General features: G+C 64.8%; 11 protein-coding genes. 6 read left to right on the plus strand and 5 right to left on the minus strand.

Translation table 11 applies throughout. From position 1 onward, the window contains the following. Positions 1–144 precede the first annotated feature (144 nt). Positions 145–1,617 (minus strand): glucose-6-phosphate dehydrogenase, encoded by a 1,473-nt coding sequence (zwf, locus tag VL752_RS05270; protein ID WP_325352890.1) that lies wholly within the window; start codon positions 1,615–1,617, stop codon positions 145–147. A 148-nt stretch (positions 1,618–1,765) separates the two neighbouring features. Between zwf and VL752_RS05275 the strand changes: the two genes are divergently transcribed. Continuing rightward, positions 1,766–2,683: an N-acetylmuramic acid 6-phosphate etherase gene (locus tag VL752_RS05275; RefSeq protein WP_325352892.1), complete on the plus strand. Its 918-nt coding sequence runs from the start codon at positions 1,766–1,768 to the stop codon at positions 2,681–2,683. A 61-nt stretch (positions 2,684–2,744) separates the two neighbouring features. Next, positions 2,745–4,163, plus strand: a complete 1,419-nt coding sequence (gene fumC, locus VL752_RS05280) for a class II fumarate hydratase (RefSeq protein ID WP_325352894.1) — start codon at positions 2,745–2,747, stop codon at positions 4,161–4,163. 76 nt (positions 4,164–4,239) lie between these two features. Here fumC and VL752_RS05285 read toward each other — a convergent pair whose 3' ends face one another. Continuing rightward, positions 4,240–4,608 (minus strand): hypothetical protein, encoded by a 369-nt coding sequence (locus VL752_RS05285; protein WP_325352896.1) that lies wholly within the window; start codon positions 4,606–4,608, stop codon positions 4,240–4,242. 364 nt (positions 4,609–4,972) lie between these two features. On the opposite strand from VL752_RS05285, the gene VL752_RS05290 reads away from it, so the two are divergent. Genes VL752_RS05290 through fabI form a run of 3 tightly spaced genes read left to right on the plus strand, consistent with a single transcriptional unit; the run spans position 4,973 to position 8,859 of the window. Next, complete coding sequence (locus tag VL752_RS05290; protein ID WP_325352898.1) at positions 4,973–6,679, plus strand: PHA/PHB synthase family protein; 1,707 nt, start codon at positions 4,973–4,975, stop codon at positions 6,677–6,679. A 3-nt stretch (positions 6,680–6,682) separates the two neighbouring features. Next, complete coding sequence (locus VL752_RS05295) at positions 6,683–8,086, plus strand: bifunctional enoyl-CoA hydratase/phosphate acetyltransferase (RefSeq protein WP_325352900.1); 1,404 nt, start codon at positions 6,683–6,685, stop codon at positions 8,084–8,086. Beyond that, entirely contained in the window at positions 8,083–8,859 is a 777-nt protein-coding gene (gene fabI, locus VL752_RS05300) for an enoyl-ACP reductase FabI (protein ID WP_325352902.1), read from the plus strand. Before VL752_RS05295 ends, fabI begins: the two co-directional genes overlap by 4 nt. 6 nt (positions 8,860–8,865) lie before the next feature. Here fabI and uxaC read toward each other — a convergent pair whose 3' ends face one another. The 3 genes from uxaC to VL752_RS05315 all read right to left on the minus strand — a co-directional run bounded on the left by uxaC (position 8,866) and on the right by VL752_RS05315 (position 11,895). Next, positions 8,866–10,266, minus strand: a complete 1,401-nt coding sequence (gene uxaC, locus VL752_RS05305; RefSeq protein ID WP_325352904.1) for a glucuronate isomerase — start codon at positions 10,264–10,266, stop codon at positions 8,866–8,868. A gap of 151 nt (positions 10,267–10,417) precedes the next feature. Further along, a complete protein-coding gene (locus VL752_RS05310) occupies positions 10,418–10,816 on the minus strand; it encodes a (R)-mandelonitrile lyase (protein ID WP_325352906.1) in 399 nt (132 codons plus the stop codon). A 134-nt stretch (positions 10,817–10,950) separates the two neighbouring features. Then, positions 10,951–11,895 carry a LysR family transcriptional regulator gene (locus VL752_RS05315; RefSeq protein WP_325352908.1) on the minus strand — a complete coding sequence of 315 codons (945 nt, stop codon included), beginning with the start codon at positions 11,893–11,895 and terminating at the stop codon, positions 10,951–10,953. Positions 11,896–12,000: 105 nt separating this feature from the next. Here VL752_RS05315 and VL752_RS05320 point away from each other — a divergent pair. Next, on the plus strand, positions 12,001–12,351 hold a 351-nt coding region (locus VL752_RS05320; protein WP_325352910.1), incomplete at its 3' end, for an SDR family NAD(P)-dependent oxidoreductase.

Below are 12,351 nucleotides of genomic sequence, written 5' to 3' on the forward strand. Positions count from 1 at the left end.
AGCGACGGTGAGACAGCCAAGACGCCCGATGACACCGTGATCATCGACCTCGCCACCCGCCGGATCGTGCCGTTGGCCGGATAAACTAAAGCGCCCGCTCCCTGCCGGGGACGGGCGCTTTAGGTCGAACCTGCGGTATGCAGCTTACTCTTCGTGCCAGGTGCGGCCGTCACGCTCCAGCAGCGCGACAGAGGCCGAAGGGCCCCAGGTGCCGGCGCGATAGGGTTTCGGGAATTCGCCCGAGGACATCCATGCATCCATGATGGGGTCGACCCAGCGCCAGGCTGCCTCGACCTCGTCACCACGCATGAACAGCGTCTGGTTGCCGCGAACGACATCCATGATCAGCCGCTCATAAGCGTCCGGGCTGCGGACCGCGAAAGCTTTGGCGAAGGTCATGTCCAAGGGCACGTGCTGCAGCCGCATGCCACCCGGCCCCGGATCCTTGATCATCAGCCACAGCTTCACGCCCTCATCCGGCTGCACGCGGATGACGAGACGATTGGCCTTGAGCTGGCCAGCCGATTCCTCGAAGACCGTGTGCGGAATGGGGCGGAACTGGACGACGATCTCGGACACGCGGGACGGCAGGCGCTTGCCGGTGCGGAGATAGAAGGGCACGCCGGCCCAACGCCAGTTTCCGACCTCCGCCTTCACGGCAACAAAGGTCTCGGTCATGCTCTCGGGGTGGCCGAGCTCCTCCAGATAGCCGCGCACGGGTCCGTTGACGGAGGCGCCGGCCGTGTATTGGCCACGCACACTGTTCTGGGCGACCTGCGCCGGTGTCATCGGTGCAAGCGAGTTCAGGACCTTGAGCTTCTCATCCCGCACCCGGTCGGCGTCGAGCGAGGTGGGAATCTCCATCGCGGTCAGGCAAAGCAGCTGCAGAATATGGTTCTGGATCATGTCGCGCATGGCGCCGGCGGTATCGTAATAGCCCGCCCGGCTTTCCAGTCCCACTTCCTCGGCGACCGTGATCTGGACATGGTCGATATAGCGAGCATTCCAGACCGGCTCGAACAGCGAATTCGCGAAGCGCAGAGCCATGAGGTTCTGCACCGTTTCCTTCCCGAGATAATGGTCGATGCGATAGATGCTGGACTCGGCGAAGATCTTGCCGACCGAAGCGTTCAGCGCCTGGGCGGATTCGAGATCCTTGCCGAGCGGCTTTTCGATCACCACGCGGCTCTTCTCGGTGATCAGGCCGTGGGCGTTGATTTGCTCCGAGATGGGACCGAAGATGTCGGGTGCTGTCGACAGATAGAAGACGCGAATGCGATCCGGCTCCTCGTTCAGGCGCTTGGCGAGATCACCCCAGCCATCCGATCCGGTCGCATCCATCGAGACATAACCCACGCGAGCGACGAAACGGTCGAGGACCTCGGCATCGATGTCGCTCTTGGACACGAAGCTCTCGATGGCTTCGCGGGCGACCTTCTGGAATTCCTCGTCAGTCACTTTGCGGCGGGACGTGCCGATGATGCGCGCCTCTTCCGGTAGTTGCCCGGCACGATCGCGCTGATAGAGGGCGGGAAGCAATTTACGGCGCGAGAGATCCCCCGAGCCGCCGAAGATGACAAAATCAAACGGATCGACGGCTATGATGCGTGCGACCATGCGTAACAGCTCCTTTTCAGGCGAGGCGTTAAAATACGCGAGCGTCGCCATTTGTCCAAATCGCCATCATTTGTGATCGGGGCCTTTCAGCACCGGCCGATCCGCCCCCGTCTTGACGACGGTAGCGGCCTCACGTCAACCACAGGTTATGAGCACCGAGATCTCCCTGCCCCATACCGAGACCGCAAGCCCCCGTCACCGCGGCCTCGATGACTGGGACAGCCTCACCGCCCTGACCGCCCTTTGGGAAGGCCAGATGGCCGCGATCGCAGCCCTCGGCCCGGCGCTGCCCGCGCTCGCCCAGGCAGCCGATGCCGCGGCCGACCGTCTGCGTGTCGGGGGGGGCCGGCTTCTCTATGCCGGAGCCGGGACCTCCGGCCGGCTGGCAGCCCTTGATGCCGCCGAATTGCCGCCAACCTTCGACTGGCCGTATGAGCGCACCGGCCTGCTTCTCGCCGGGGGCCCGGGAAGCCTCCTGCGTGCCGTGGAGGGCGCGGAAGACGACGAAGCCGCTGCCGAACAGGCTCTCTCCGATCTCGCGCCGGGGCCCCTAGATGTTCTGATCGGCCTCGCCGCCAGCGGCGGCACGCCCTTTACCCGTGCCGCCATTCGCGGCGCCCGCGCGGCGGGCGCGCTGACCATCGGCATGGCCAACAGCCCCGGCGCCGCGCTGCTGACAGAGGCTGAACACGGCGTGCTGATCGAGACCGGAGCGGAGGCCATCGCCGGCTCCACCCGCATGAAGGCGGGCACGGCGCAGAAGGCAGCGCTCACCTTGCTCTCGACCGAGATCATGGTCCGGCTGGGCCGCATCCATGACGGCCGGATGATCGAGATGCGACCCACCAATGCGAAGCTCCAGGCACGCGCGTCCCGCATGGTGGCAGAGATCGCGGGTTGTCCGGCGGTTGAGGCGGAAGCCGCGCTGCAAGCGGCAGACGGCCATATCAAGACGGCCATTGTGATGGTAGTCAGCGGTCTTGATGCTGACGGGGCCCGAGCCTTGCTTTCCCGCCATGCCGGCATTCTCCGGAAGGCATTGGCCGCGCCTTCCCAGCCCCTATAGCCATAATGACCTTCGAACCCCGCCCCGTCTTCCGGGGCAGCCAAGCCCAGAGGAGCCGAGGATGACCGAAACCACAGCGGATGTCCGCATCGAGCATGACGCGCTGGGCGATGTGCCCGTGCCCAACAACCGGCTTTGGGGCGCGCAGACCGAGCGCTCGATCCATAATTTCCCGATCGGCCGGGACACTTTCAAATGGACACGGCCTGTCATCCGCGCCTTCGGTATCCTCAAGCGTTCGGCGGCTCTGGCCAATGGCGAACTGGGCGAACTGCCGCCCGAAAAGGTCACGCTCATTGTCCAGGCGGCGGACGAGGTGATTGCCGGCAAGTGGGATTCCGAATTTCCCCTCGTCGTCTTCCAGACCGGCTCCGGCACCCAGAGCAATATGAATGCGAACGAGGTGATCGCGAACCGCGCCATCCAGATCGCGGGTGGGGTGCTCGGCTCCAAGAAGCCGATCAATCCGAATGACGACGTCAATCGCGGCCAGTCCTCGAACGACACCTTCCCGACGGCCATGTATATCGCGGCCGTCGAGGTCATCGCCGGCAAGCTCCTGCCCGCCATCACCGTCCTTCGGGACACGCTGGACGCCAAGGCGAAAGAGTTCGCCCATGTCATCATGATCGGCCGGACCCATTTGCAAGATGCGACGCCGATCACCCTCGGCCAGGCGATCGGCGGCTGGGTGGCGCAGCTGGACGAAGCGGCCCGCGCCATCCGCGAAGGTCTTCCCTGGCTCTACGAGTTGGCGATCGGCGGCACCGCGGTCGGCACCGGCCTCAACGCCCACCCTAAATTCGGTGCGACGGCGGCCCGCCATATTGCCGAGGCGACCGGCTATCCCTTCATCTCGGCACCGAACAAGTTCGCAGCCCTCTCCGCCCATGACGCGATCGCCCATGCCAGCGGCACGCTGCGCACCCTTGCAGGCGCGCTTATGAAGATCGCGAACGACGTGCGCTGGCATGCCTGCGGCCCGCGCGCCGGTCTCGCCGAAATCCACATCCCCGAAAACGAGCCTGGCTCCTCCATCATGCCAGGCAAGATCAACCCGACGCAGTGTGAATCGATGACGATGGTGGCCGTTCAGGTCTACGGCAACGACGCCGCCGTCGCCTTCGCCGCCAGCCAGGGCAATTTCCAGCTCAATGTCTACAAGCCAGTGATGCTGCACAACCTGCTGGAGTCGGCGACCATCCTGAGCGAAAGCATGATTGCCTTCGAGGAACATTGCGCGCGCGGGATCGAGCCGAACTACGAGCGGCTGAAGCACAACCTTGAGAGCTCGTTGATGCTGGTAACGGCGCTCAACCGCCATATCGGCTACGAGAAGTCGGCCCAGATCGCGCTCAAGGCGCATCGCGAGAATTCGAGCCTGAAGGAATCGGCACTCGCCCTCGGATTCCTGACGGAAGCGGAGTTCGATGCCTGGGTGAAGCCCGAAGATATGCTTGGGCCAACCGCAGCGAAGTAAACGGCACGGTCCAGCCGCTTATGCAAAAAGCCGCGCGGGATGACCGGCGCGGCTTTTGTTTGGACAAGCGAGGCGGTCAATTGTGCAGGCTGTTGTAGTCCACCCAACCCTTCACCAGTCCCTTCGGCGTCTGCATCTGCATCTGGAACGAGGGCTGGCGCATGCCGTCCGTCTGGATGCCGACAAGACCGGCCTGGGCACTCGTGTCGATGACCGAGCAGTCTCCGGGATCGGCGGGCGTGTAATGCTCCAAGCCGGTCTCGCTCTCGCAAACCGGGGTCGCCCCGCTGACGAAGATCGGCTTCGAGAGGTCAAGCGAATGGCGCCGCGCCACAAGATTGTCGCCATTGATGAAATAGGCGAGCATCCCGGCCGAGGGGGCAGAAGAATTGTCCCCGGCCAGAATGGCCGTGACAACCAATCCGGCAACGGCAAAGAGTATCAAGCCAAGTGAAGATTTCCTGATCACTGGTCTCTCCGACCCGTTTCGAGCGAGAAGGCTGCTCCTCGCGATCCCATCATATTAGGGAAATGCAATAAGGTTTGATTAACGAACGCAACAATTTTTTTTGACTATGGAATAGACGCTTCCTCGGAACGCTCATTGTCTCCTTCGACATCATTCCGGCCAAGCCCCAAATGGGTCATCTGACGGGCCGCCTCTTCTGTGACCGTTACGGGATGCCGCGCAGGGCTTGATCTGCATCAAGGCCACACCAGTCAATTTCTTCGCAGATGCAGCAAGGCGCGCGGCCGCTTACCCGCGCCCGTGGCATGAAGAGGAGGGCACCGCCATGCCGGATGGATCAATGCAGCGCTCAGCCGACAGGGCACGGCCGTCGCCAGAGCCCGAGGTGCTGGACCGCCTGCTGCACGCTTGGCAAAGCCGCTTCACAGGCGGCGCCGCGCCAGCCAGCCTGCCGCTCGCCTGGATGGACTGGGCGATCCATGCCGCGAACCACCCCTTCCGCATGGCAGAGCAACGGCACAAGGCTGTCGATCAGTGGCTGCGCCTCGGCCGTATCCTGACCGGGCTCGAAACGCCGGTGGCGCCGCGCCCCGGCGACCATCGCTTCGCGCATCCTGCCTGGGCCGCGACGCCCTATGCGCAGCTTGTGCAGGCCGTGCTTCTCGGCGAGGAATGGTGGCAGGGACTGATCGCCGCTCCGGGCGGTGTCGCCAACCACAATCGCCGGCTGCTCGCCTTCGAACTGCAGCAATGGCTCGATCTGCTCTCGCCCTCAAACTTCCCCTGGACCAATCCGGAGATCCTCGCCGCCACGCGGGCGCGGCACGGTGAGAACCTGCTCGAGGGCCTGGCCAACTTCCTGCGCGAGCAATCAGGCAAACAGGATGCCGATGCGCAACCTTTTCGCCTCGGTCAGGATCTTGCCGCTACGCCGGGCCGGGTCGTTTTCCGCAACGACCTCATGGAACTGATCCAATACGCGCCGACGACATCCACGGTCGCGGCCGAGCCGGTTCTGATCGTGCCTGCCTGGATCATGAAATACTATATTCTTGATCTGTCCCCGCAGAATTCCCTGGTCCGCTGGCTGGTGGATCAGGGCCGCACCGTCTTCATGATCTCCTGGCGCAATCCGGATGCCGCGATGCGGGACATCTCTCTCGACGATTACCGGACGGCGGGCGTGATGGCGGCGCTCGACGTGGTCTGCGCGATCTGCGGCGGCCAAAAGACCCATCTCGCCGGCTATTGCCTCGGCGGCACGCTCGCCACCATCGCCGCCGCGCATTGCGCCGCGACCGGGGACGGGCGGCTGACGAGCCTTACTCTTTTCGCGGCCCAGACCGATTTCAGCGAGGCGGGCGAGTTGCAGCTCTTCATCTCGGAGGACCAACTCGACTTCCTCGACGATGTGATGAAGACGCAGGGCTATCTCTCCAGCCGGCAAATGAGCAGCGCTTTCCGGATGCTGCGGCCGAACGACCTCATCTGGTCCCGCATGATCCGGGACTATTTCCTGGGCGAGGCGCCGGCGAGTTTCGACCTCATGGCCTGGAACGCGGACGGCACGCGCCTGCCCGCGCGCATGCATGCCGAATATCTCCGCCGCCTCTATCTGCAAAACGACCTCGCCGCCGGCCACTTCACCGCCGGCGGGCAAACGCTGGCGCTGGACGATATCCGTCTGCCCATCTTCGTCGTCAGCACGGAGACCGACCACATCGCGCCCTGGCGCTCCGTTTACAAGCTGCACCTCCTGAACGACGGGGCTATCACCTTCGTGCTGACCTCGGGCGGGCATAATGCGGGGATTGTGAGCGAGCCCGGCCATCCGCACCGGCATTTCCGCATCGCGACACGCGCCGAGGGCGGTCACACGCTGGGACCGGACGAATGGCAGGCGGCCCATGCCCCGCAGGAGGGTTCCTGGTGGCCGCAGTGGAACGCCTTTCTCGGCACCTATTCCGGACCTCCCGTAGCGCCGCCCAGCATGGGCAGCCCCGATCTCGGTCCCGCGCCCGGCTCCTACGTTCTTGAAGAGGGTTGACCCATGGATGCCGCAACAGCCAATCCGATCATCGAAAACCGCACCTATGATGAGATGGCACTGGGCGACACCGCGAGCCTTACCCATACCGTCACCCAGCGCGACATCGATTTGTTCGCGGCCGTCAGCGGCGATCTGAACCCCGCGCATGTCGATCCGGATTACGCGGCCGGGGACATGTTCCACCACATCATCGTCCACGGCATGTGGGGGGCAGGGTTGATCTCGGCCGTGCTCGGCACCCGCCTGCCCGGACCGGGGGCCATCTATCTCGGTCAGGATCTGCATTTCCGCCGCCCTGTCTCGGTCGGCGACACGATCACCGCGACCGTTACGCTGCGCGAGATGAAGCCCGCAAAGAAGGATGTGGTCTTCGACTGCCTCTGCACCAACCAGGCGGGCGCGGCGGTAATCACCGGCACGGCTTTCGTCCGCGCGCCGACGGAAAAGGTGCGCCGCCCGCGCGTGACGATGCCCGCGGTGCGGGTGGAGCGCCATCCAGGCACCGAGGCGATCCTGGCCCGCGCCCGACAGGGCGGCCCGATTCCGACGGCCGTGGTCTTTCCAGTCGATGCCCTCTCTCTCGCAGGCGCCGTGGACGCTGCCGAAGCCGGCCTGATGACGCCGATCCTGGTCGGACCGGAAGAGACCATCCGCGCCACCGCCACCGCCGCCGGGCTCGATCTCTCTTCCTGCCGGTGGCAGGCGGCGGCCCATGCGGCCGCGGCCGCGGCGGCCGCCGTCTCTCTCGTCCACACGGGCGAGGCCGCCATGGTGATGAAGGGCGACCTGCACACGGATGTGCTGATGCATCCGGTGCTGGACAGCGCCACAGGACTGAAGACAGGTCGGCAGATCAGCCACGCCTATGTACTGGACGTGCCGGACTATCCGCGGCCGCTGATCGTGACGGATGCGGCGATTGCCCTCCGGCCCGAACTCGAGGAGAAGGCCGGCATCGTGCAGAACGCGATCGACCTCGCCCTGCGCATTGGCATCGCGGTGCCGCGCGTCGCCATCCTTGCTGCGGTCGAGACGCTGAGCGCCCGCATGCCGGCAACGCTGGATGCCGCCGCTCTTTGCAAGATGGCGGATCGTGGACAGATCAAGGGCGGTGTGCTGGACGGGCCACTCGCCTTCGACAACGCGATCAGCGAGGCGGCGGCGGCCGAGAAGGGTATCGTTTCTTCCGTCGCGGGCCGCGCGGATATTCTCGTCGTGCCCGATCTCGAAGCCGGCAACATTCTGGTCAAGCAGATGATCTTTCTTTCAGGCGCCGAGGCCGGCGGCATCGTGCTCGGAGCCGCCGTGCCGATCGTGCTGACGAGCCGGGCCGACAGTCGCCGCACGCGGCTGATCTCAGCGGCGCTTGGCCGCCTGCTGGCAGCACCGGCGGAGAATGGATGATGGACCGCACCACATCGCTCGCCGGCAAGCGCGGGCTCGTGCTCGGGATCGCGAATGAGCACAGCATCGCCGCCGGCTGCGCCCGCGCCTTCGTAGAGGACGGCGCCAGAATCGCCGCAACCTATCTGAACGACAAGGCAGAACCCTTCGTCCGCGCGGTGACGGATCCACTCGGCTGCGAGATCCTCCTGCCCTGCGATTTCGCAGTGCCGGGGCAGATGGAAGCGGTCTTTCATCGTATCGCGAAGGACTGGGGTAAGCTCGACTTCCTACTCCATGCCGCAGCCTTCGCGCCTGCCGCCGATCTGCATGGCCGCGTGACCGATTGCAGCCCCCAAGGCTTCGCTCAGGCGATGGACATTTCGTGCCATTCCTTTCTGGCGATGGCGCATCTGGCCGAACCCCTGATGGCGGATGGCGGTTGCCTGCTCACCGTGACCTTCTTCGGCTCAGAACGGGTGGTGCCGCATTACAACATGATGGGGCCAGTGAAGGCGGCGCTCGAAAGCGCCATGCGCTATGTCGCTGCCGAGCTTGGTCCGAAGGGCATCCGCGCCCATGCGCTGTCGCCTGGCCCGATGCGCACGCGGGCGGCCAGCGGGCTCGACCATTTCGACGAGATGCTGGCACAAGCGGCCGCAGATGCACCGGAGCATCATCTGGTCGAGCCCGCGGATGTCGGCGCGCTCGCGGCCTTTCTGGTCAGCGATGCCGCCCGCCGAATCACTGGAACCATCATCCCGGTGGACGGCGGCGCGCATCTCGTCGCCTGAGACGCCTCAGAGTTTATAGGCGCGCTTGGCGAGGTTATAGGCGAGGTCCTGGGCAAGCTCGTGCGCCTCGTCCTCGTCCAACCGATGCTCGGCCACCAGGCCGGCGAGGAAGCCACAATCGATGCGTCGCGCCATGTCGTGCCGCGCGGGGATCGAGAGATAGGCGCGGGTATCATCGTTGAAGCCCACGGTATTGGCGAAACCCGCGGTCTCCGTCACGGTCTCGCGGAAGCGGCGCATCCCCTCGGGACTATCGAAGAACCACCAGGGCGGACCAAGGCGAAGGCAGGGGTAATGGCCCGCGAGGGGGGCCAATTCGCGACTGAAGCTCGTCTCGTCCAGCGTGAAGAGAATCAGCGTCAACCGAGGATCATTGCCCATCGTATCGAGCAGGGGCTTCAGCGCCTGTACATACTCCGTCGCCATCGGGATATCGGCGCCCATATCAGGCCCGCGGGTGCGGAAGAGATTGGGATTGTGATTGCGGAAACTGCCGGGATGCAGCTGCATGACAAGCCCATCCTCCAGGCTCATGCGCGCCATCTCGGTCAGCATCTGCGCACGGAAAAGCTCCCGCTCCTTCGGGCTGGCCTCGCCCGAGATCACGGTCTTGAACAGGGATTTGGCCTCGTTCATAGCGAGATTGGCCGTGCGTGCGGTCGGGTGGCCGTGATCAGTCGAGGTCGCGCCAAGGGCCTTGAAGTAGGCGCGGCGGGTGCGGTGCGCCTCCAGATAGCCTTGCCAGTTCATCGCCGTGCCGGCGAGCGCCGTGAACTTCACGATATTCTTCGTGAACCCCTCGCGGTCCGGATCGACCACGAAGTCCGGCCGGTAGGCGGGCAGCACGCGACCCTTCCAGCCGGAATCGCGCAGGGCCTGGTGATAGGCAAGATCGCTCAAGGGACTGTCGGTCGTGGAAATGACCTCGAGGTTGAACCGCTCGTAAAGCGCTCGCGGGCGGAAGGCGGGCGTTGCGAGCTTTTCCGAGATCGCATCATAGAGGCGGTCAGCATTGCCTGTGGACAGGCGCTCCTCGATGCCAAAGAGATCTTCCAGCGACTGCTCGAACCAGATGCGGGTGGGGGTTGCGCGAAAGAGGTGAAAATTGGCCGCGAAAAGGCGCCAAATCGTGCGGCTGTCGGTCTCGACGGGGCCGCCGTCGCGGCGCGGGATGCCGAGTCCGTCCAGCGAGACGCCCTGGGAATAGAGCAACCGGAATATGTAGTGGTCAGGCTTCACCAAAAGCGTGGCAGGGTCCGGGAAGGCCGCATCGGTGGCATACCAGGCAGGATCGGTATGGCCATGCGGCGAAATCAGCGGCAGACCGGCGACGGAGTGGTAGAGCCGCCGCGCGATGTCGCGCGCGCGGGGGTCGATCGGCAGAAGCCGGTCCGGGTGCAGTGCCATGGCGGGCTTTCCTCCGGGCTTGTTTTGAGAGGAAACTGGAATTGATATACTAGCATGTCAATCACCCGCCCCACAGGGCAGCACCGCTCGACGCGGGCCGCCCTGCGCGGGGCCGCCCTACGCGGGCCGCCCTACGTGGCCGCGCCTCAGGTTACGACCCTGCGTATTGCGCGTCGGTCACCTTCTCCATCCAATCGACCGGCGAGCCGTTGAGCTTCTCCTGAATGGCGATATGGCTCATCGCCGTGGTCGCCGAGGCGCCGTGCCAGTGCTTTTCCCCCGGGGGAATCCAGACGACATCGCCCGGGCGAATCTCTTCGATCGGGCCGCCCTCGCGCTGCACACGCCCGCACCCACTGGTCACGATCAAGGTCTGGCCCAGCGGATGGGTATGCCATGCCGTGCGCGCTCCAGGCTCGAAGGTCACATGGGCGCAGGCAACCCGCGCCGGTTCGGGTGGATTGGCCAGCGGGTCGATACGCACGCTCCCGGTGAACCAATCAACCGGTCCCTTGCCTGAGGGCTGAGCGCCGCTTCGAGTGATATCCATTGGGCTTTTCCTTGCATTGCAGTCGATCGAGTCAAGATTAGCATTCTGCGGAGCCGCCCATTAGACGGAGAAGTCCGCATGGACCTATAGGCCGCCTTTCTCAATGCCCGGCCATAATCTGGAACGCTCGGACCCTAGACCACCCGGCCGGGGATGACGGGTGGCGCCCCCCGGCTTGCCACCGCGCTCGTCACGAAATCGAGGAAGGCCCTCACCTTGGCCGGCGGCAGATGCCGGCTCGGGTGATAGGCGTGGAGGGGAAAGACCTCCTCATTCCACGCCGGAAACAGCTCGACCAGACTGCCCTCGGCCAGCGCCCTGTCGATGCCAAGCGCCATGGGCTGTGCGATACCGAGCCCCGCCGCGCAGGCAGCCAGAGAAGTTGCCACATCATTCACGATGATCCTTCCCTGGACTTTTACGGGCAGAACTTTTCCGTTCCTGTGAAACTCCCATTCGAAAGGCTGCCCGGTCACCGGATCGCGGAAGAGCAGACACTCATGCCCCTCCGCCAAGTCCGAGGGATGCGCCGGCCGGCCATGCCGCGCGAGATAGGCGGGCGAGGCGCAGGTCAGGATGCGCGTCTCGAGCAGCTTGCGGGTGACGAGACCGGAAGGCTCCGGTTCTCCGAAGCGCACGGCAGCATCAAAGCCTTCCGAGACGAGATCGCCCAGCCTGTCCCTCACCACGATGTCGAGGGTGAGGCGGGGATGCGCATCCAGAAAGCCCTGCAGACGTGGCGCCAGGATGAGCTTCGCAAACCAGGGATCGCAATTGAGCCGCAGCCGCCCCTGCACGGATTGCGCCTCTCCCGCCGCTTCCCGCGTGGCTTCTTCCATTGTTGAAAGCAATGGCGACAGATCGGCGACCAGTCGCTGCCCCGCCGCCGTCAGCGTCGTCGCGCGGGGGTTACGGTCGAACAGCCGAAGGCCGAGCCGCTGCTCAAGCCGAGACACCGCGCGGCTGACACCCGAGGGCGTCAGCCCCATGACCTGCGCGGCCCGGGCAAAGCTGCCGGTCTCGGCGACGGCGATCAGCGTGCTGATGCCGCTCAAGAGTCGGGCGTCGAAATCCATCATGACTCTCCGTCATCTCTATACTGCCAAAGATGCGCTAACGTCACTTGGTCTCCAAGTCGCATTCTCCGTCCGCAGGCGGATGGACCGCCGCAGGAGGCAAAACAAATGGTTATGCAGAACAAGCGGGTCGTCATACTCGGCGGCACTTCAGGCATCGGGTTTTCGGTGGCGGAAGCCGTGGCCGCAGCCGGCGGACAGCCGGTCGTTGTCTCGCGCCGACCGGAAAGCGTGGAAGCGGCGCTCGCGACACTCGGCAATGGCGCCGAAGGCATGACGGCCGATCTTTCTTCGGAGGCCGCAATCGCCGATCTCTTCACCCGCATCGGCGCCTTCGACCATCTGGCCTACACGGCCGGCGAGACGCTGATGCTGCAACCCCTGGCCAATATGGATATTGCGACAGCCCATCGTTTCCTGGAGACCCGCTTCTGGGGCGCTTTGACGGCAGCGAAATAC

It is taken from the genome of Acidisoma sp. (genome assembly GCF_035492295.1).
Lineage (GTDB): Bacteria > Pseudomonadota > Alphaproteobacteria > Acetobacterales > Acetobacteraceae > Acidisoma.

What these genes read in the sequence shown, in the direction of transcription:
- zwf (WP_325352890.1), bottom strand. Translation starts at nt 1,617, where the DNA reads ATGGTCGCACGCATCATAGCCGTCGATCCGTTTGATTTTGTCATCTTC.
- VL752_RS05275 (WP_325352892.1), top strand. Translation starts at nt 1,766, where the DNA reads ATGAGCACCGAGATCTCCCTGCCCCATACCGAGACCGCAAGCCCCCGT.
- fumC (WP_325352894.1), top strand. Translation starts at nt 2,745, where the DNA reads ATGACCGAAACCACAGCGGATGTCCGCATCGAGCATGACGCGCTGGGC.
- VL752_RS05290 (WP_325352898.1), top strand. Translation starts at nt 4,973, where the DNA reads ATGCAGCGCTCAGCCGACAGGGCACGGCCGTCGCCAGAGCCCGAGGTG.
- VL752_RS05295 (WP_325352900.1), top strand. Translation starts at nt 6,683, where the DNA reads ATGGATGCCGCAACAGCCAATCCGATCATCGAAAACCGCACCTATGAT.
- fabI (WP_325352902.1), top strand. Translation starts at nt 8,083, where the DNA reads ATGATGGACCGCACCACATCGCTCGCCGGCAAGCGCGGGCTCGTGCTC.
- uxaC (WP_325352904.1), bottom strand. Translation starts at nt 10,266, where the DNA reads ATGGCACTGCACCCGGACCGGCTTCTGCCGATCGACCCCCGCGCGCGC.
- VL752_RS05310 (WP_325352906.1), bottom strand. Translation starts at nt 10,816, where the DNA reads ATGGATATCACTCGAAGCGGCGCTCAGCCCTCAGGCAAGGGACCGGTT.
- VL752_RS05315 (WP_325352908.1), bottom strand. Translation starts at nt 11,895, where the DNA reads ATGATGGATTTCGACGCCCGACTCTTGAGCGGCATCAGCACGCTGATC.